Origin of the sequence: Alteromonas sp. KC3 (assembly GCF_016756315.1) — a bacterium.
Lineage (GTDB): Bacteria > Pseudomonadota > Gammaproteobacteria > Enterobacterales > Alteromonadaceae > Alteromonas.
Window position 1 is genome coordinate 884629 of record NZ_AP024235.1, and the last position, 19902, is coordinate 904530.

The 19902-nt window shown below is 44.4% G+C and carries 17 protein-coding genes; 12 read left to right on the forward strand and 5 right to left on the reverse strand.

Translation table 11 applies throughout. The annotated features are described in order from the left end of the window. Positions 1-4: 4 nt before the first annotated feature. The gene (locus tag JN178_RS03945; protein WP_202263889.1) at positions 5-985 is read right to left on the reverse strand and encodes a universal stress protein; all 981 of its coding nucleotides are present in this window, start codon (positions 983-985) and stop codon (positions 5-7) included. 255 nt (positions 986-1240) lie between these two features. Between JN178_RS03945 and JN178_RS03950 the strand changes: the two genes are divergently transcribed. The 4 genes from JN178_RS03950 to JN178_RS03965 all read left to right on the forward strand — a co-directional run bounded on the left by JN178_RS03950 (position 1241) and on the right by JN178_RS03965 (position 4588). Then, on the forward strand, positions 1241-2149 hold the full coding sequence (locus JN178_RS03950; protein WP_202263892.1) for a hydrogen peroxide-inducible genes activator: 909 nt from the start codon (positions 1241-1243) through the stop codon (positions 2147-2149). 167 nt (positions 2150-2316) lie between these two features. Continuing rightward, positions 2317-2850, forward strand: coding sequence for an RNA polymerase sigma factor (locus tag JN178_RS03955; RefSeq protein ID WP_202263895.1), 534 nt, complete (start codon positions 2317-2319; stop codon positions 2848-2850). Continuing rightward, entirely contained in the window at positions 2847-3617 is a 771-nt protein-coding gene (locus tag JN178_RS03960) for an anti-sigma factor family protein (RefSeq protein ID WP_202263897.1), read from the forward strand. Before JN178_RS03955 ends, JN178_RS03960 begins: the two co-directional genes overlap by 4 nt. Before the next feature lie 29 nt (positions 3618-3646). Next, positions 3647-4588 carry a hypothetical protein gene (locus tag JN178_RS03965; RefSeq protein WP_202263900.1) on the forward strand — a complete coding sequence of 314 codons (942 nt, stop codon included), beginning with the start codon at positions 3647-3649 and terminating at the stop codon, positions 4586-4588. Between the two features lie 9 nt (positions 4589-4597). Here JN178_RS03965 and JN178_RS03970 read toward each other — a convergent pair whose 3' ends face one another. The 3 genes from JN178_RS03970 to JN178_RS03980 form a co-directional block, all read right to left on the reverse strand. Next, entirely contained in the window at positions 4598-5104 is a 507-nt protein-coding gene (locus JN178_RS03970) for a hypothetical protein (RefSeq protein ID WP_159623850.1), read from the reverse strand. 50 nt (positions 5105-5154) lie between these two features. Beyond that, positions 5155-5841: a PAQR family membrane homeostasis protein TrhA gene (gene trhA / locus JN178_RS03975; protein WP_202263910.1), complete on the reverse strand. Its 687-nt coding sequence runs from the start codon at positions 5839-5841 to the stop codon at positions 5155-5157. 191 nt (positions 5842-6032) lie between these two features. Beyond that, positions 6033-6485 (reverse strand): MarR family winged helix-turn-helix transcriptional regulator, encoded by a 453-nt coding sequence (locus JN178_RS03980; protein WP_159623848.1) that lies wholly within the window; start codon positions 6483-6485, stop codon positions 6033-6035. A gap of 162 nt (positions 6486-6647) precedes the next feature. Here JN178_RS03980 and JN178_RS03985 point away from each other — a divergent pair, with 162 nt between their 5' ends. From JN178_RS03985 to JN178_RS04000, 4 genes are all read left to right on the forward strand, one after another. After that, entirely contained in the window at positions 6648-7076 is a 429-nt protein-coding gene (locus JN178_RS03985; RefSeq protein WP_202263912.1) for an organic hydroperoxide resistance protein, read from the forward strand. 97 nt (positions 7077-7173) lie between these two features. Further along, the gene (locus tag JN178_RS03990; RefSeq protein WP_202263914.1) at positions 7174-9117 is read left to right on the forward strand and encodes a M1 family metallopeptidase; all 1944 of its coding nucleotides are present in this window, start codon (positions 7174-7176) and stop codon (positions 9115-9117) included. Positions 9118-9485: 368 nt separating this feature from the next. Next, complete coding sequence (locus JN178_RS03995; RefSeq protein ID WP_202263916.1) at positions 9486-10949, forward strand: serine hydrolase; 1464 nt, start codon at positions 9486-9488, stop codon at positions 10947-10949. 279 nt (positions 10950-11228) lie between these two features. Further along, complete coding sequence (locus JN178_RS04000; protein ID WP_202263918.1) at positions 11229-11765, forward strand: peroxiredoxin-like family protein; 537 nt, start codon at positions 11229-11231, stop codon at positions 11763-11765. 24 nt (positions 11766-11789) lie between these two features. Here the strand turns inward: JN178_RS04000 and JN178_RS04005 are convergent, their stop codons facing one another. Then, positions 11790-12389, reverse strand: a complete 600-nt coding sequence (locus JN178_RS04005; RefSeq protein WP_202263920.1) for a YigZ family protein — start codon at positions 12387-12389, stop codon at positions 11790-11792. Between the two features lie 168 nt (positions 12390-12557). Here JN178_RS04005 and JN178_RS04010 point away from each other — a divergent pair, with 168 nt between their 5' ends. The 4 genes from JN178_RS04010 (at position 12558) to JN178_RS04025 (ending at position 19827) form a co-directional block, all read left to right on the forward strand. After that, positions 12558-13802 (forward strand): TMEM143 family protein, encoded by a 1245-nt coding sequence (locus tag JN178_RS04010; RefSeq protein WP_202263922.1) that lies wholly within the window; start codon positions 12558-12560, stop codon positions 13800-13802. Positions 13803-14057: 255 nt separating this feature from the next. Then, positions 14058-14381 (forward strand): DUF3718 domain-containing protein, encoded by a 324-nt coding sequence (locus JN178_RS04015; RefSeq protein WP_159623839.1) that lies wholly within the window; start codon positions 14058-14060, stop codon positions 14379-14381. A gap of 296 nt (positions 14382-14677) precedes the next feature. Continuing rightward, positions 14678-16087 (forward strand): exonuclease subunit SbcD, encoded by a 1410-nt coding sequence (gene sbcD / locus JN178_RS04020; RefSeq protein WP_202263924.1) that lies wholly within the window; start codon positions 14678-14680, stop codon positions 16085-16087. Next, on the forward strand, positions 16084-19827 hold the full coding sequence (locus JN178_RS04025; RefSeq protein ID WP_202263927.1) for an AAA family ATPase: 3744 nt from the start codon (positions 16084-16086) through the stop codon (positions 19825-19827). The genes sbcD and JN178_RS04025 overlap by 4 nt, the downstream gene beginning before the upstream one ends. The last annotated feature ends 75 nt before the right edge of the window (positions 19828-19902 follow it).

Here is a 19902-nt window from a genome sequence, read left to right on the forward strand (position 1 = left end):
GCGTTTATTTTTTCACTGCAATTGGCGTTTCAAAACCGCGCGGTTTAACGCCTACTACAGCGCATTTTAGCTGATGAATCGTTTCCTCAGCAGTTCCGCCCATAATAAAGCCTGGAACGCCTAAGCGTGCAACGGTCCCCATAACAATAATGTCGGTATCAAGTGACGTTGTAGTGGCGGCTATTTCTCTTCGCGGGTAACCATGCACAATGTGTTTTTGAGGTTTAAGATAATCAAGTACATCGTCATCTAACTCTTCGCCAAGTTCCGTGAGCAGGCTATCGAGTTCTTCTTCACGCTCTGAATGGATTTTAGCAAGGTCGGTTTCCATACGATCGTTATCTACGGTAATAAAACCATCTCTTGCAATATTTTCTGGCACCGCATCGAACACGTGTACGATGTGAAGTTGTGCAAACTCCAACAGCGCTATTTGGCTTGCATGACGCAAAATATCGCGGTTTAGATCGCGTCGTATCGCCACTTCATGTTCGGGATAGTGGTAGTTTAAATCGAGTGCCGCAACAACATTTTTGTACTGGCTGCGCGGCTGATGGTTGATAATCCATACTGGACATGGACATTTTCTAAATAAGCGCATATCTAAGCTGCCAAACAGCTTGTCCAAAAAACTTTCCTCTGCGCGCTTAATCACTAAATCGATTTTGTGTTCAAGCACATAGCTCACTACATCGATAAGGGGCTGGCCGACGGTCACTTGAGTCGATACATGGTATTGCTTACCCCAACTTTGGGCTTGTTCGCTAAGCCAATGATTTGCCTGCGTCTCCATAGTTTGCTGCGAATCAATATAGGAAAAAGATTCCATTACCATACTGGCATTAGGCGGTAATGCTTCCAGAGAAAGCATAATAGTAAGATTGGCTTGGTGGGCCTTTGCGATATGAATGGCTTGTGCCACGGTATCATCTTGACGATGGGAGTCGGTTAAGACACATAGAATATTCTTATAATGGCCTTTCATGGCGTCCTCTGTGGCAAAAAGATTAAGTAGTAGAAAAGCAATCCACTACGAGCTTGCTTGAAGCGAGAATACACTGACTGTATTTATCCTAACCCTACTTTTCTGCACTTTCCAGCCACCGCTTGACGAATTCTTAAAACGGTAAAGATTGTTACCGTGTGCATGGGGCGCGAGTTTGAGTTGGGTTGTTTATAATCTTTATGTTAGATTAAACCTTTCTATTTTAATTCATTTTTATTTTACTGTGAGAAGCCTATGAAGTGGCCGAATCTTAAGCACCTACATTACTTAGTTACGCTTCACCAAGAACAGCATTTTCACAGAGCAGCGCAACGCTGTAATGTGAGCCAGTCGACACTAAGCACGGCAATTCAAAACTTAGAAGAGCATTTTGGTAGTCAATTACTAGAGCGTGAGCATAAAACATTCGTATTCACTTCATTGGGTTTAGACATTGTCGAGCGCAGTAAAGTACTGCTTCAAGAAGCCGGTGAATTGGTGGAGTATGCGCAAAATGCTGGCAATTGGCAGCGTGGCACATTGAAGTTAGGTGTTATACCCACAATTGCACCATTCTTATTTGAAGGTATGATGGGCGCGTTCAGTGCGTTCTTGCCTGAAATTAACCTGGAAATGCAAGAAGATACTACCGAGAAGCTATTACAGCAGCTTACCGATGGACGTTTAGACTTACTTATTCTTGCACTGCCAATGGAAACGTCTGGGTGTAAGCAAATGATTCTTGGTCATGACCCATTTCACTTAATAGCCCATGAGGAAATGGCTGAAAAGCTGCCAAACCCAGTTGATATTTCAACACTGCCAAAGAAAAGCATATTTTTGTTGCAGCAAGAGCACTGTATGACAGGACATGCGGTGAGTGCATGTAACCTGCAGCATAGCGATCAAATCAGTAAAGTAGCTGCAAGTAGCCTTTACACGTTGGTACAGTTAGCCAACAGTAAGATGGGGTATACCTTTTTGCCAGAGCTTGCATTAAACCAATCTATCTTAGAGCACACGGGCCTAAAGAGCTTTCCTGCAGAAGAACAGGGATATAGAGAAATTGGTTTAGTATGGCGTTCGGGTACAACACGTATGCAGCTTTTCCGTCGTATCGGTGAAATCATTTCTCCATTACTACCCATTCCAACGCTTAAATAGCACACCCTAGCAAATCATTTTTACGGCGTGTTAATACTGACACGCCATCCACGTATTTGCCCAATTCACTCTTTTTCCAAAAAAAAGCAAAAAAGTACAAACTTTTTTACCCACGCCCTCGACTTAATGATTAAGTTAAAGAGATCAACAACAAAACGGGGAACGCCGTGTTTACGAAACGAGATGAAAAACTCGTGGAACAGGCATTAAAAGGAAACAAAAAAGCGTGGTTTACGCTTATTTCTCGCTACGAATCAGCCATGTATCAATACGGGCTTCGCATGACAGGAAATAGCCACGACGCCGCAGATTTAATGCAAGAGATATTTATCTCTGTGTTTCGCAGTCTCGCTTGCTTTAAGGGGGAGGGTAGCTTTAAGAGTTGGTTGTATCGCATTGCCCATTGTCGCTGTGTTGAGCTATATCGAAAACGCCGTCCACATACCGACATTGACGATGTAGCCACGCCGATAAGTGAAGCGCCGTGCCCTGAAATGCAACTCAACAGTAATAGAGAGAGTCGAGCATTGACGCAAGCAATGCAGCAATTGAGTTTAAGTCAAAAAGCCGTGGTTGAATTAAAGTTTTTTGGGCACTTCACGTTTGAAGAAATAGCCGAGCAAATGGACATCTCTACCAATACGGCGAAATCTAGACTTTACGCTGCATTGGCTAAGTTAAAGTTGGAGTTAGAACAATGACTTTACAAGAAAAAGAAGTGCTATTCGCTGCGTTTATTGACGGCGAACTAAGCAAAGAGCAACAAGCTGTATTTAATGAGCTTGTTGAAACAGACAGTGAATTTGCTGCCCGAGTTGAAACCAGCGAAATGCTTAACAACTTTGCAGACAATTTTGCTGCCCCACATGTGCCACAGTGGAATAAAGAGGCAACGTATTTCGGTAGCAATCCTCGTGCTGATAAAAGCCCATGGTTCTCGCTACCAGGCATTGCAATGGCAATGTCTGCCTGTGCGATGGTAGTGGTGCTAAGTGGAGCGCAATTATCATTTAACGATAGTGGTATTGCGCTTACTTTCTCGCAAAGCGCAAATCAACCTTCACAGGCGCCTATGGGTCAAAATGACATTGATGAACTTGTTGCTAAAAAAGTCGCTGAAGCATTGGGCGAACAGCGAGAATTCTATCAGCAGGCTAATCAGTCTCTGTTTAAAGAGTACGCTCAAGCATTGTCTAGTCAGCAACAGCAAAATAGCGCGGAGTTGACCAAATATCTGCTGGCCTCTAGCCGCGAAGAGCGCAAGCAAGATTTTGCAGAACTATTGAAGTTTATTAACGATCAGCGCATAGACGATCAGCGTTTTTATGCACGACAGTTCAGCAGACTTCAAGATGAAATTGATGATATGGAGATGGGGTACAGTGCTGTGCTTACGCCAAGTGGTGCAAGTGGCGCAGGAGCATCTTCTTATCCAGTAAACAACACGCAGCCTTCGTTAGAAGACTAAACCTAAAGTTTAAACAGGTAGGTGGAATTATGAAACGTTTATTAACCGCATTAGTGCTATGCACCACGGGTAGTTTGGCCTTTGCTCAAAACACAGCAAAGTATGATGAGTTAGCTAACGAACTAGAAATTATGTCCGGCGTGCTAAAAACGTCGCTACGTCAAAATGCATCTTCAGATAATTGGCGCGTAAGTAACATAGAAACGAGCTATTTAGCTGGACAGGGGGCGGTATTCACGTTGAATGTTCGCGGCCAAAGCAGCTCTTGGATACGAGATATTGAAACCATGGTTGAAGGACTGGTAGTAATGACGCCACCAGCGCCGCCAGAGCCACCAACACCCAACTTAACAGGCTCGCTTGAAAACATTGATGATATTGTGTTTGAAGCCACGCGGGAATGGGAGGCTTATGCTGATGCAACGAGTATGCGTTTTGCCGAGGCCTTCTCTGAAAGCCATGAGCGAGTGAGAGATTTGCGCGCTATGCAACGAGAGATGGCATGGGAATCAAGAGAAGCTGAACGTCAGCTTCGCGACATTACGTTTGAACTTCGTCATGCTGATGAGGAAAGAAAAAAGGAACTATTAGCTGAAAAAGAAATGTCTCAGCAAAAACTTGCAAAAGTTGAGGCTAAAGCGAAGTCAATGAAAGAAGAATTAAAAGCGTTAGAGAAACAGCAGGAGAAACAACTTGCTGAGCGCAAAGAAAAGCAGCAGCAAGCCTATAAGCGCTTCTTAGCCGGGTTTGAAGTGGGCATGAGCGATACCCTTTGTCGCTTTGGCTCGGGACTTCGCGGCTTGCCAGACAATGAACACATTAGTATGGTTTTAAAAGACTTTGATACCAGTGAAAATAACCAGCGCAAAGACAGAATTTATGTGTTCACGCGCACGGATATTGTGAAATGCGTACAAGAAAAAATAGATGCGAATAAATTACTCGCTAATGCCGATGTGTATAGCTTTTAATGCAGTAATCTAAATGCGTGGCGCAGTGTGACCAAGTTCCGCTGCCCACGCTAATTCAGAGCGCAACAAACCGTTAGCGGCATTTGCACCAAAACTATGAAGCGCGCCATAAGCACTGTTAGAAGGTACTCGGCGGTAGTGACAAAGCGCGTAGAAAAGCAGGCTGCAGCGGTGCTGCGAACCATCACAATGTAAATAAATACGCGCACCTTCACTTAACATTTGAGATAGTTCATGAAGGTACTGATGCAGGTGAACATCTTCAGTAGGCGACTTTGCAGAAGGGTGAAGGAACGGCACCCATAGCCATTCAAGGCCCGCTGCTAAAGCACCATCTCGTATTCTAGGCGCATCTTCTTCACTGGTTTGGACTGTGGCAAGGTGTGTAACCCCTAAACTTTTTAGACGAGGGTATACATCATCAGTGGGTTTCTTTCCAAGACAGATCTTGCCTGCACCAAGGGAAAACCAAGCAATACTGGGTTGCTTTTCTGATGTATCTTGCGTCGATTCCACGAAGTAATACTCGCCTTTTAAGGTTTACAACAATTGACTTTACTGTGCAGTCATACCACAAAATAGTAGATAGAGAAGTAGTGACAACTACAACCACCAATGACAAACACATGCCATATTGCGTGAGTGTACTTTACTTTTTTGGCAACGTAAAAACATACGCCTACGCTAAAGCACAAACCGCCTGCTACCAATAGCCATAGCCCTGCGCCGGGTAGTGCCATGTAGAGCGGATAAATAAGCCCTAATGCTATCCATCCCATTAATAGATAGGTCATTACCGACACTTTAGGAAAGCGATGCTGTGCCACAAGTTTAAAGGCAACACCCGCAATGGCTAAGCACCAAATAATGGCTGTCATAGTGATTCCCAGCACACCACCTATGGATACAAGTAATAAAGGTGTGTAAGTACCTGCTATCAACAAATATATTGCACTATGGTCAAAAAGCTTAAGCCAGCTTTTGGCTTTGTGATGTGAAATGGCGTGATACAAGGTAGAGCTTAGGAACATTAATATCAGCGTAGATCCGTATATGGCAGCGGTGGTCAACTCTAGCGTATTGTCGGCTCGATAGAGCATAAAAAACAAACCAACAATAGCCGCAATTAATCCCGCACCATGGCTGATGCTATTGAGCCATTCTTCCACAACAGAATACGCTTTGGCGGGAATTTGCTTCGCTTTTTCTTTTGCGGCATTGGCAGTTTGCGTAAACGCATTTGAAGTCGTCATGCTGGCTCCACTGATATTGCTAATGACATTACTAATATTGCTAAGTGCTGTTTTTGCCTTACAGCGTGCATTGATACATCTAATCGCGAAATAACGTCAGAAAAAACACGCTTTTTAGGCGAACACTTGTTCGCTCAATACGTTGATAATAGCAAACTGAGCGCAAAATGTGATGACAATGCAGTGACATTTTACAGGTTATCGTCAGAGGCTGATTGCGAAAAACATCCACCGAGCTTATCAAGTAAGTCTCTTAGCATGTGGCTTTCCTCTTTCGTCATCCCCTGTAGTTTACATAGCATCTGTGTGGGAACTTCTTCAGCAACCGCTTTTTTCGCTATACCTTCGGTCGTAAGTTTTACCCGTCGCACGCGTTTGTCGTTGTCGTCTTTAATGACAGTTAAAAAGCCCTTTGCTTCAAGCTTCTTTAAGATAAGCGACATGGCACCACCGTCGATGTCAGTGACCTCTAACAAGTTCGCGATAGTGATATCGTCGTTTTCCCAAAGCGCCATTAACGTGACGTACTGAGGGTAGGTTATATCAAGGGTTTTCAGCAAGGGCCGGTATGCCCGTGTAAAGGCATTCGACAATGTATAAAACCGATGACATAACTGATTTTCTAATTTTAGGAGTTCAGACATGGTACGGCCTCGTTAAAAAATGATTTTATATTTTGCATGCAAAGTACTTGATCTGCAAGATGGGATGGTGTTAATTTATTTTGCATGCAAAGTATGTGGGTTTGGTAAGGTAAGTTTTAGTATGCCAAGCGCACCAAATTTATGAACGAAAGGAGAGCACTTATGCACAAGCTTCAACAAGTGGTTTATACCGGCACAGCAACTGCGACGGGTGGTCGTGAAGGTACAGCAAAATCAAGTGACGGCAAGCTATCACTTCAACTATCTACACCAAAAGAACTGGGCGGTGCAGGCGGAGAGGGCACTAACCCTGAGCAAATGTTCGCAGCGGGTTACTCTGCGTGTTTTATTGGTGCGCTTAAGCACGTGGCTGCGGCACAGAAAATTAAATTGGCCGACGACATTAATGTAACGGGTGACGTATCCATTGGTCCTATCGAGCAAGGCTTTGCTATTGCGGTTAAACTTACGGTTGATTTAGGCGACATGGACAAAGCGCAAGCACAGGCACTCGTTGACACTGCGCATCAGGTTTGCCCTTACTCAAACGCTACTCGCGGCAACATTGAAGTAGATATTTCAGTTAAGTAAATACATCGTACTATTCGTGTAATAGTCGCTTAATATTCGCGTGATTCCTAAAGGCTTGATAACATGAACCGTGTTATCACTACCTTTAGGAAGTCACATGAATAAATATGGATTACTGGCAGCGTGTATAAGCATGCCAGTACTTTTTGCTTGCAGCGAAAATAGCGACGTCGCCTCTCAAGCGCAAGGCGCCAAAGATAGCGCTGTTCAAAATACCACGCAAGATACAACTCAGGGTACAGACCAAGCGTTGAACTCACACGCTGAGATTGCCTCTGGTGTTGATTATCACTCCTTTGCTAATCCAGACGAAGTTCGAGTAAAGCATTTAACTATTGACCTTACAGCAGACTTCGATACCAAACAGCTTATTGGTGAAGTGACCTTAGACGTTGAACGCACTGCTCCTGAAAACAATACACTTGTGCTTGATACGCGTGCACTTGATATCAGGAGTGTAACGGCGCAAGGTAGCGATATCGCATTTGAAATGGGCAAGGTTGATGATGATTTAGGTACACCGCTTTCAATCACTCTACCAGAAGGCGTAAACAGTGTAACGGTAGCTTATTCAACGTCGCCAGAAGCGTCGGGCGTACAGTGGTTAACTCCCGCGCAAACTGCCGGTAAACAACACCCTTTCTTGTTTACCCAAGCACAAGCCGTGCATGCGCGTAGTTTTATTCCACTTCAAGACTCGCCTCAAGTGCGCGTTACTTATGATGCCACGATCAAAACGCCGAAGTCGTTATTGGCTGTAATGAGTGCTTCAAATGATCCAACAACAGAGCGCGACGGTGAGTACGAATTCACTATGCCTCAGCCTATTCCGTCATACCTTATTGCGTTAGCTATTGGCGACCTAGAGTTTAAAGCAATGGGCGAGCGCACGGGCGTATATGCTGAACCTGCATTGTTAGAAAGCGCGGCAAAAGAGTTCGAAGACACGGAAGCCATGCTAGAAGTGACTGAAGAAACATATGGTCCATACCAATGGGATCGCTACGATTTGTTAATTCTTCCTCCTTCTTTCCCTTTTGGCGGTATGGAAAACCCGCGTTTATCCTTTATCACCCCAACCGTTATCGCAGGTGATAAGAGCTTAGTGTCGTTAATTGCACATGAACTTGCACACAGTTGGTCTGGCAATACTGTAACTAATGCAACGTGGCGCGACCTTTGGCTAAATGAAGGTTTCACCACTTATTTAACTTATCGCATTATGGAAATGATCTACGGACATGATCGTTTTAAGAAAGAAGCGGTATTGGGATACCAAGACTTACAAAATGATGTTGCTGCGCTAGACGCCAACGATGAGATACTGGCAATCGACCTACGCGGCCGCAATCCAGACGACGTATTTTCAAATATCCCTTATGAAAAAGGCGCGTTGTTTTTACGCGAAATTGAGCACAAGATTGGTCGTGAAAACTTTGATGCATTCTTAATGCAATACTTTAAAGACTTCGCGTTCAAGAGCATTACAACCGACACCTTTATCACTTACTTAGAAGATACGTTACTAAAACAGTATCCTGATAAGCTAGATGCCAAGCGTATTAACACCTGGATATTCGAACCGGGTATTCCAGAAGGTGCCCCTAAGCCTGAATCAGATGCGTTTGTAAAAATAGACACTACGCGCAATGCATGGCTTGCCAGTGAAGTAAATGCGGCTGATATCGATACTGCACAGTGGACAGTGCATGAGTGGTTATACTTCCTTAACAACATGCCAAAGTCGCTAAGTGCAGAGCAGCTTGCAGAACTTGATGCTGCATTCTCATTAACGTCAACGCAAAACAATGAAATAGCGCACAGCTGGCTAATGATTGCAGTTGAGAACAACTACCAACCTGCCTTTGAACGTCTATATAGCTATTTAGTCACTATTGGTCGCAATAAGCTGGTTAAGCCGCTTTATCGCGAATTGTCTAAAACGCCAGAAGGCAAAGCCTTTGCGAAACGTGCGTTTGAAGAAGCGAAGCCGGGCTATCACCCTCTGACGGTGAAAGCTAACGAGGGTTACGTTCAGTAATAATTCTCTCAGTAGTAATTGCGAAAGACAAAGAATCAAAGCAGCCCTAGGGCTGCTTTTTTACTTTCAGAAAGAGCAACATTTCCAAGAGCTAATCCCAACCATAGCTGACAGAACCTGACGGTATAAAATTTCATAAATGTTCCGGCAGATGCTTTTAGCTTTTTCGTGTTTGAGCGGCAAGCGTGGACATTAACGCTTGTTTACAATTTGCATCCACACTTAAGATTGATTTTTACCTATTCGACCAGCCACTATACAACTGTTATGTTTCTTAGTGGCAGACGATTAAACAACAGCAGCAACAATAAAAACTTTTTGGTCTGCGTCTGCGACTCTACTAAAAAGCACCTGAAACGGAGTTGGTAATGCGTTCACTCAAAATAGCCCTACTTGCCCTGGTGATAACAACCAGCCCCATGGTGTCCGCCGCCGATGCATCCGACTTAAATAAGCTCGATCAGTATTTAACGACTGCTAAGAACAACGGTTTCAGCGGCGCCGTATTAATTGCTGAAGACGGTAAGCTTCGTTTAAATAAAGGTTACGGAAAAACAGAGCGACAGGGGAGTACGCCTATTACCGCCGATACCTTGTTTGATACCGGTTCTGTAACCAAGCAGTTTACCGCCGCTGCAGTGATGCATCTTGTACAACAGGGCAAACTAAGCACTGCAACGCCAATTAGCCGGTTTTTTAACAGCCTGCCCGAAGATAAACAAGCTATCACTCTGCATCAGCTCCTTACCCATTCAGCTGGTATTGCCAATGGCATTGGAGCGAGTGATTTTACACACGTCCCGACCGATGAGTTTTTTAACCGGCTGTTTGCTTTACCGCTTTATTTTGCACCAGGTGAAGGCTATGCCTATTCAAATGCTGGTTACAGTATTCTGGCGCGGATCATTGAGCTGGTAAGCGGGGTGTCTTACGAAGAGTACCTTCAAAAGGCCTTGTTTGAGCCAGCCGGTATGTACCATACCGGTTATCTTAATCCGGTATTGGCGGAACTCCCTGCGGCTGCAGGGTATTTGTTTGGCGAAGTAGAGACTGGTAGTACCCGGGATAAGTACTTTGAGGATGCAGCTATCGCCTGGCCACTGAAAGGAAATGGCGGCATGCTGTCCACCATGAATGATATGTATCTGTGGGCACAAGCGCTACAGAGTGAATCGGTGTTGTCTGCAAAATACCGCGATCAGCTCTTTAAGCCCCATGTAGCAGAAAACGAGGAGGGCACCAGCCACTATGGTTATGGCTGGGCAGTCATGCCAACCCCACGGGAAACCACTTTTATTGGTCACAATGGCTCAAATGGTACCTACTACTTTGACTTTCGATGGTTACCAGATGAAAAAATATTAATCCTGTTTGCCTCAAATGCATTGGTGGAAAGTACCATGGCCTTGCCTTATAACATCGAGCAGTACCTTTTTGAAAAGGAACCGTTACCAGTCTATGAGACCGGCATCACCAGCCAAATTGTAGGACTATCGCTAAACACAACCGGTAGCCCTGAGCACAAAAAGGCAGTGTTACAGAAAAATTTTGCCAGCAAGATTGATAACAAGCGTATTTTGAATCGTGCCGGTTTGCGGTTAGTGGATCATGAACGATATAACGACGCAATAGCCCTGTTACTGCTGAATGTCGAACTCTACAGCGACGACGGTAATTTATGGGACAGTCTAGGAGAAGCGTATTTTATAAACGGGCAGTATGCACCGGCTAAGCAGGCTTTTACCCAAGCGATTAAACGTAAGCCTGCAGAAAATTGCTTTTGGTGTGATAACAGCGCTACACGTCTAAAACAAATCAGTGAAGCAGACTAAATACGGGCTTTGGGCCGCTGTATTTTAACCGGTATAGTGATAAACATACCGGCTGCACTTACCTGAATCGTGTCGCGCACCGCTTTCAATCACAATAGTAAACGGCGTAAACAGTACTTTAATATCACGCTGTTTTACCACACTTTTCGTAGGTGCTACTTCATTGTGCCGATCTATTATGACGAATCAGCGTAGCAATAAATGATACTTCAAAATAAAAGTGAAGCATTCATCGCTTTTGTGAAGGATTTACGAATTATTATTGCTAAGGAACTCGATATGTATACACAGAAATTGCACCCCGCTACTCAATTCCCCGATATTACGGTTAAATCGTCTTCAGATGAGGTTGTCGCACTTGCTGACAAGCAAGAAGGATGTGACTGGAAAATGGTTGTAGTGTTTCGGGGAAAGCACTGTCCAATCTGTACTAAATATCTCAACAAGCTTGAAGAATTCAAAGGTCGGCTACGAGAATTAAACGTCGACTTAGTTGCTGTTAGTGGAGACAGCAAAGCGCAACTTGAAGAGCATATGAAAGATCTCTCCATCAGTTTTCCTATTGCTTACGGCCTAACTCAGCAAGACATGGAGACACTAGGGCTTTACATCTCAACGCCTCGTTCAGAAAAAGAAACGGATCATAACTTTGCTGAACCTGCGTTATTTGTGCTCAACGAGAATAACGAGATTCATATTGCTGAAATAGCCAACGCACCATTTGTACGCCCCGATCTAGAGCAGTTGGTTTCAGGGTTAGAGTTTATAAGAAATCCAGACAACAATTACCCTATCCGTGGCACGTATAAGGCATAGCGTGAGTCAGTTTTAACTCTCTAGCTAACGCGACGATTTTACACTCATCGCGACAGGTGCCATGTGCGCTTTAAATCCTGCCACTTCGGTGGCAGGCAGCTTTATGTGCATATCTACACAGTGGGAATAATCGCACTGTGCTATATCGCCTGAAGCTTGTTCTACCAAGTGGCGCACAAATTGTTCATGCTTAAAATCAACCTCTACAAACACATCTTCTAAGCTTATTTCTTGGCGTATCTCTAATTCGTCAATTGCTTGCTGTGCAGCCGCTGAATAGGCTCGTACTAATCCGCCTGCACCCAGTTTAATACCACCAAAGTAACGTGTGACAATAATCATGATGTCACCAATGTCTTTGTGTTGTAGCACATTAAGAATAGGTTTCCCCGCAGTACCGCTAGGTTCACCGTCATCGGCCATGGCTGCACTAGTGGGCATATTTGGGCTACCAAATACATAGGCCCAACAATGGTGGCGTGCGTCCGGGTATTGTTGCTTAACGCTGTCTAACAGCGCCATGGCACTTTCGCGAGAATTCGCAAAGGCAGCAAAAGCAATAAACTTGCTTTTCTTAATTTCGTACAGGGTTTCAACCTGATTGGCGGGAACGGGATAACTCATCGGCGCAGTATACCAAATCGTGATGCACATAAAATGATGAATATCTATGAAGTGGTGATGTTTATACCTTAGATGTAATGTGGGAACTGAAACTTGAGTTCGGTCTAGCTTTGCTGTACCACATTGCTTTAACCTCATTTGTTAATGCTCGGGAATAAGAAAAATACAATGACGCGAGAACGCTATATTCCTTTTAGAAAGCATGATGTTATTACATTGTGCGAAGACCTTACTGAATCGCCTGATATAGAGAATGCCAATCAATTCGACACGTTCGCAAAGCTTTTAGTGAGCCGCATTCACTACGATTATCACAATCGTTTAGAACATCTTAAAGATAACTATGCGCTGTTTGATCCTAACCGTGATACTCGCGTGATAGGTCAGATAACTCATACTGACTTACAAACAAGCAAACAGGCATTTTCGTCGGGCTTTGCAGAACTGCTCGACGCTGCAAATTTTGAGAAAGTTACTGACGAAGACCTAAGAGAAGCGCTTAATGAAGAGTCGTTATTTAAAGTGCGCTTAGAAGTACAGTTTGACGATTTTGAAGACGTTGTGTTCTACCGTCGTGGAGAGTCAGTTAAAACAGAAACACTTCGTCAGTGGTGGGGGCTAAGAAAAAGAAAAATTGAGTTTACGCACTACGATCGCGTAGCGGTATACATTACGTTTAAAGACGCAGATTACTTTAATCAAAATAACCGAAAATCACTCACTTTTACGCCCGGCTCAACCATAGTGAAGCTTTTTCAGAACGTCCCAAAAGCCGATTTGGAAATGCTGTTTCCCAACAGCGAAGTGCGCATGAGACCACTAGACAAGCTGATTATTGGCGCGTCGGCGGCAGTAGGAGGCACGGTAGTATTGGTTACTAAGCTTGGCGCATCGCTTATTTTAATGGCGTCAGTAGTGGCGTTTTGGCTAGGGTTAAGAGATGAAGAAGTGACGCTTACTACGCAAAGTTTAATGACCTTTGGTATTGGTATGGGCGTCTTCGGAAGCTTTATTTTCAAAGAGTGGACAAAGTTTAAAAACAGAAAAATTCGCTTTATGAAAGCCTTGTCTGACAATCTCTATTTTAAAAACCTTGATAACAACGCGGGCGTTTTTCACACCCTTATCGATGCTGCAGAAGAAGAGGATTGCAAAGAGGCGCTGTTGGCATATTCCTTTTTGCTTAACTTCGGTAGCACGGGCATTAGCGCAGAGGAACTTGACGAGAAAATTGAGCACTGGTTTATGCAGCAGCACCAATGCGTACTCGATTTCGACGTGGCCGATGCCCTTAACAAACTTGTGCGTATGAATATTGTTTCGCAATCAAACGACATATTTAAAGCAAAACCATTGCGTGAGGCTTGCGCAATACTCGACAATTATTGGGATAATATATATCAAAGTGCGTAGCAAGTTCACGTTCATTGCAAAGGCGAAAAATAGCAGTGGTCAAAATCGCTAAATGTTAGTCAATAGCGTATTTTGATGGTTTTTGGCACAGAGTGATGTTGGCTTTGTTTTTGGTGTTTTTTGTTTAAGTCTTTGAATTGTATGGGTAATTAAAAGTTGGCGCGGTCATTGAAATAGACTGGATAAGTTTAGCAAATTGCACACAAGTGCATTCACTAAACATTACTCAATGTCATTCAATAAGGAAATCGTGCTATGAAAACGCTTGTAAAATCTATCGCTACTGTCGCAATTGCTACTATGTTCACTGGTGCTGCTATGGCCTCTACACAAATTGAGGCAGCAGATGATTCTGTTACTTCAAATCTTTGTGTTGCTGCAGCTACGGGTAACAAATGGAAATTGCATAAAGAGCTTAAACTGTCTGCTGTTGATAAGCAGTATGTTGCCAGCGAAATGACCTGTAACGGCATGTCTGTTGCTGAATTCGTTGACCAATACGGTGCAAACAGTGAAGCAATTAAAAAGTACCTAAATATTGAAAGCCAGGCTATTGCTAACGTTTCTTACAGCAAATAAGTTGGCGTACCGTAACCTTGCCCATTCACTAACAATCATCGTGAATGGGCAATGGCTTGCTCAACATAGCGCAGACCATTTTCAAAACAGATGTAAGTGCCACTAAGATCCCAAATTTTAAAACCCAAGCTTCAAAGCTCAAACCTCAATACCCAAACTCAAAGTCCAAAACCATACACCTTAATGTCATTAGGTCGTTGTCACACAAATAGAAAATCTCTATAGTTCATACAGACAAGGCATTAACCGTCTTGATGCGCTAATTCTCTACACTACATTCCTGGTTTCTCTGCTACATGAAAATACTGCACACCTCAGATTGGCACCTTGGCCAAAGCTTTTTTACCAAAAGCCGAAAGAACGAACACGCTGCCTTTTTAAAATGGCTTCTTGATGAAGTTCAAACGCACAGTGTTGATGCGCTTATTGTAGCAGGCGATGTGTTTGATACGGGCACACCGCCAAGTTATGCCCGCGAGCTATATCATGAATTTATCGGTGCGCTGCAAACAAAGAAATGTACGTTGATTGTACTGGGCGGAAATCACGACTCTGTATCTGTACTTAACGAAAGCAAAGCGTTGCTGAAATACTTAAATAGCCATGTTATCGCCAGTACTTTCGGCGATGCTGACGACCAGGTCATTACATTAGAAGACAGTCAGGGGAATTGCGGTGCCATCTTGTGTGCGGTGCCATTTATTCGTCCTCGTGATGTCATTATAAGTAGCGCAGGGCAAGATGCTGTTGAAAAACGCCAAGCGTTGGGTGATGCCATAAAACAGCATTACGCTACCTTGTTCCAAAAGGCCGTGTCGCTGCGTGAAGCTAGTTCAAGCGCAAGTGACAAGCTGATCCCTATTATTGCCACGGGACATTTAACAGCACTTGGCGTAAGCCAGTCAGAAAGTGTTCGCGACATTTATATCGGCACATTAGAAGGTTTTGATGCATCGGGCTTTCCGCCGGCAGATTACATTGCGTTGGGTCATATTCATCGACCACAGAAAGTGGCTGGGAAAGCACATATTCGTTACTCTGGCTCGCCTATTCCCCTAAGTTTTGACGAGCTTAATACGCAAAAACAAGTAGTGCTGGTGGATTTTGATGGTGATGAAAATGGCCCCGAGATAACCACAATATCGGTGCCTCGTTTTCAGGCAATGCAAGTTATAAAGGGCGACCTTACCACTATAGAGCAAAAAATTACTACGTCTGACGACATTGCTAATGCCACTGAAGTGCAGCCAGTATGGCTGTGTATTGAAGTAGAAACTCAAGACTACCTGACGGACTTACAGCAGCGCATTCAGCAAATGCTAGACGGTAAACATGCTGAAATTTTGCAGCTTAAGCGGGTGAGAAAACAGCAAGTAAATCGTTTATCTGAAAAGCAGAATGTGCAGCTAAGTGAGCTGTCAGTCACTGAGGTGTTCGAAGCGCGACTTGAGCTTGAGAATTTTGACGACACGCCTGAGCGTATGTCGCGAATATCCAACTTATTTGCCGACGCTGTTGAGTTGGTCAACACCAATCAAGAAGACCTTGATGGTCAGCAAGGTGTTCAAAACAGTATTCAAGGTGGTGGCAAAAAGAGCGTTCAAAGTAGCGAGCTTGGCGAGACGCCAGAAAATACACCGCCAGAAGATACAGTGAGTTTACAGCAAACCTCGCTGCTCTTTGATGAGACGGAGGATAAAGCATGAGGATCCTCAATTTACGTCTTAAAAACCTAAACGCTCTTAAAGGCGAGTGGAAAATTGATTTCACACAATCTCCTTTTGTAGACAATGGTTTATTTGCTATTACCGGGCCCACTGGCGCGGGAAAAACCACTTTGCTGGATGCCATCTGTCTGGCCCTTTACCACCAAACGCCGCGCCTTGGGGCGATTTCTGTGTCGAACAACGACATTATGACCCGCGGTACTGCCGAGTGTTTGGCTGAGGTAGAATTTGATATTAAGGGCAAAGCGTACCGCGCGTTTTGGAGTATGCGGCGGGCAAGAGGCAAAGCTGATGGCAATTTGCAAAGTGCCGATGTAGAACTTGCCGAAGTTGAATCAGGTAAAGTACTGGCCACGCAAGTGCGCCCCAAAAGTGACGAGATTGAGCGCTTAACTGGGCTTAACTTTGCACGCTTTACAAAATCGATGATGCTGTCTCAAGGCGATTTCGCTGCATTTTTAAATGCTAATGAAGGTGATAGGGCAGAGCTCCTTGAAGAGCTTACCGGAACAGAGATTTATGGCCAAATATCACAAGCGGTGCATCAACAATTTACAGACGCCAAGCAAACTAAAAAAGAATTTTCGCTTAAATTAGAAGGTGTAACTCTACTTAGCGAAGAGCAAGTTACGGCCCTTGAGCAACAGCTTAGTGAAGTACAAGTGAATGTGAAGGCGCTGAATACGGAGATTGAATATTTACAGCAACAAAAGCACTGGCAACAAGCATTAGAAGAAAGCAAAAACGCAGTAAATACGGCAAAGCACGACAAAGCAGAAGCTGATGCGGCAATAAGCGAAGCTAAAGATGAGCTCGATAGTTTAAGGCGCAGTGAACCTGCCGAAGCGCTTAGGGTGCCTTACGCGAGTATGCAATCACTAAAACGAGATGTAGAAAGCTATCAAACGCGCCTGAATGAAAAAACAGCGCTGTTGCCAGATGTACAGCAACAAAAACAACAAGCCGCCCAAGGGGTTGAACAGGCCCATGCTGCGCTTAATAACGCCAAGTCGCAAAGTAGCGCACTAGAGCAGCGCATTACAAACGATATTCTACCTATCGACAATGAACTTGGTCATAGTGAAAAAGCACTGCGTCATCACCGTGAAGCTATTGAAACGCTTACCCATGAATTAAACGCGCTAGAGCAACAAAAAACGCAGCGAGAACATGAAGTTGCAAGTCAAAAGCGTGAGCAAGAAACGCTGTCTAGCTACCTTAATGCGAACGCAAGCCTAGGCGCTATGGCCGAACACATTAGCGGGTGGAATGAAAGCGCAGGGCATATTGCCATTGAATATCAAACAATTTCAGCGTTGGCTAAAAAGCATGAAGCCGATACCCATAGTTTGGCCGAGCTTAAAGCAAAGCAGCAGGGCATTGAGCAATCTGTTGCAGCGCTGAGTGCGCAGTGTGAAAAGGAACAACAACACCTCGCAAAATGCCAGCAAGCGCTTGATGCATTATTAGTTAACGGTGATAAAGCGGCACTGACGCAGGAGCGTGATAGCAAGCTAGCGCAGTGGAACAATTTGCTTCAGCTAGAGCATTTACAGCAACAATATAGTGATGCTGAAGGTCAGCTTAGTGAATTCACGTCGCAACACCATGCGCATCACGAAACCCTTAATCAGCAGCAGGCTGAACGAAACCGTCTTGTCGAGTTGTACAAGCAAACCAGAACTGAGCTTAAAGATATTGAAGCACTTATCGCACTTGACGCTGAAGTGGCTCAGTTGCGTGCGCAGCTTAAAGCCGGTGAACCGTGCCCTGTGTGTGGCGCAAACGAGCACCCTGTATCAAGCGTAGCGATAGACGTACCAGAGACTATTACGCGTCGTGATGCCCTTAAGCAAAAGCTAGAAAGCATTGAGCTAGAAGGTGCCAAAGCCAAAGAAAGTGTTACTAACGCAGAGCTCACACTTGCGCAAATTGAAAAGCAGTGCGACCAACTTACTGCGTCTAAGGAATCGCTTACCGCCAAATGGCATGGCTTTACTGAGGAACTCACCGCTGCCTTTGCGTCGTTTAATGAGACGCTACCTGCACTTGATATTACAAACAAAAAGGGCCTGTCAGATTTTGTGGCCCAGTTTAAAGCGCGAGGCGAGGCAATAAAAGCGCAGCTTGAGAGCATTGCTCATGCAGAAGCCGCCTTAAATGGCGCAACGTCTACCGTGACGAACACAAACAATACTTTGTTAAGTAAAACCAATGAAAAGCAGTTGATTGAACAACAGGTCACTTCGCTACAACAACAAATGACCAATGACAGCGATGTATTGGAGAAAAAACAACGTGATCTCGACAGCCGTACTCAATCGGTATTAACACGTATAGCTGAATTGCTAGAACAGGCGCCAGAACAAGAAAAAGAACAAGAGCAACCACCCAGCGCACAAAACCTTCAGCAGTGGCTGGTTGATAAGGCTGAAGCCCTTAAAACCTACAAGCAAAACAAACAACAATTCGAAGCATTAACACCGCATATCACTGACTTTAATAATAAAGTTATCGAGCTAAAACGCGACATTGAGAGTGTGTCAAAGCAGTTAAAACAAGTTAATGATGAGAGCGTTAAAGTAGCGGAAACCATATCAGCGCTAAAACAAAAGCGAGACACTCTGTTTCCTGAGAAAGACATTGATGCACAACGAACCCAGGCAAGCAACACGATAGCGAAAGCGGAATCTACTCTGCAAGACACCACGCAGCAATTGCATATTGCGGATACGCGTGTGTCTAGACTAGAAGCTGAAATTGCACAGCTAAACGAGCAGTTAAAAGAGAAAAGTGCGGCATTTGAACAGGCCAATGCACAATTTACCGAAAAGCTGTCAGCAAGCCCGTTTGATGATGAGAAGGCCTTTTCCGCTGCATTGCTTAACGATGATGAACGCAAACGGCTTGTCAGTTTAGAAAAAACACTTGTCGAAAAACACAGTCAAGCGCAACTGCGCTTATCCAATGCTGAAGAGGCATTGAACAAGCTGTTATCTCATGAGAATGCAAAGTCGTGGCAGGCAAGCCTTGATGAGAAGGGCGCTAGTTGGGCGTCAGATACGCTTACAGAGAAAATGGCGCAAAAAGATACGCTGCTTTCACAGCAAGGGCAGGTAGAGCAGCAGGTTAGGGCAAATAATCAAGCGCGAGAAAAGCAGCAGCAGTTGGTCAGTGAAATGGCGTCGTTTGAAACCTACTACGATGACATTACCTATTTGCACTCGCTAATTGGCTCGGCAAGCGGTGACAAGTTCAGGCGCTTTGCGCAAGGCTTAACGCTAGACAATCTGGTGCAGCTAGCGAATCAACAGCTCGACAAGTTACACGGTCGCTACCAGCTTATTCGCAAGGAAAACGAGGGACTTGGATTGAGTGTGCTGGATACGTGGCAGGGCGACGTTGTACGTGATACTAAAACCTTATCAGGCGGCGAAAGCTTTTTAGTGAGCTTAGCCCTTGCACTAGCGCTCTCTGATTTGGTGAGTCACAAGACCAGTATCGATTCACTGTTTTTAGATGAAGGCTTTGGCACACTAGATGCTGAAACGCTGGATGTGGCACTTGATGCGCTAGATAACTTAAACGCCAGCGGCAAAATGATCGGCGTGATCAGTCATATCGAAGCCATGAAAGAACGCATTCCTACTCAGCTCAAAGTGATCAAGCGCAACGGCGTTGGGTTAAGCGCGTTAGAGAAACAATACGCGGTGGGGTAGAACCACTGCTTATAGGGGACTCCGTTACTACTAGCAAGATATTGAATTTGTGTTATTTTATCTAGCCAAACCTAG

Coding starts and splice junctions, on each gene's coding strand:
- JN178_RS03945 (WP_202263889.1), bottom strand. CDS start 985: ATGAAAGGCCATTATAAGAATATTCTATGTGTCTTAACCGACTCCCAT.
- JN178_RS03950 (WP_202263892.1), top strand. CDS start 1,241: ATGAAGTGGCCGAATCTTAAGCACCTACATTACTTAGTTACGCTTCAC.
- JN178_RS03960 (WP_202263897.1), top strand. CDS start 2,847: ATGACTTTACAAGAAAAAGAAGTGCTATTCGCTGCGTTTATTGACGGC.
- JN178_RS03965 (WP_202263900.1), top strand. CDS start 3,647: ATGAAACGTTTATTAACCGCATTAGTGCTATGCACCACGGGTAGTTTG.
- trhA (WP_202263910.1), bottom strand. CDS start 5,841: ATGACGACTTCAAATGCGTTTACGCAAACTGCCAATGCCGCAAAAGAA.
- JN178_RS03980 (WP_159623848.1), bottom strand. CDS start 6,485: ATGTCTGAACTCCTAAAATTAGAAAATCAGTTATGTCATCGGTTTTAT.
- JN178_RS03985 (WP_202263912.1), top strand. CDS start 6,648: ATGCACAAGCTTCAACAAGTGGTTTATACCGGCACAGCAACTGCGACG.
- JN178_RS03990 (WP_202263914.1), top strand. CDS start 7,174: ATGAATAAATATGGATTACTGGCAGCGTGTATAAGCATGCCAGTACTT.
- JN178_RS03995 (WP_202263916.1), top strand. CDS start 9,486: ATGCGTTCACTCAAAATAGCCCTACTTGCCCTGGTGATAACAACCAGC.
- JN178_RS04000 (WP_202263918.1), top strand. CDS start 11,229: ATGTATACACAGAAATTGCACCCCGCTACTCAATTCCCCGATATTACG.
- JN178_RS04005 (WP_202263920.1), bottom strand. CDS start 12,389: ATGAGTTATCCCGTTCCCGCCAATCAGGTTGAAACCCTGTACGAAATT.
- JN178_RS04010 (WP_202263922.1), top strand. CDS start 12,558: ATGACGCGAGAACGCTATATTCCTTTTAGAAAGCATGATGTTATTACA.
- JN178_RS04015 (WP_159623839.1), top strand. CDS start 14,058: ATGAAAACGCTTGTAAAATCTATCGCTACTGTCGCAATTGCTACTATG.
- sbcD (WP_202263924.1), top strand. CDS start 14,678: ATGAAAATACTGCACACCTCAGATTGGCACCTTGGCCAAAGCTTTTTT.
- JN178_RS04025 (WP_202263927.1), top strand. CDS start 16,084: ATGAGGATCCTCAATTTACGTCTTAAAAACCTAAACGCTCTTAAAGGC.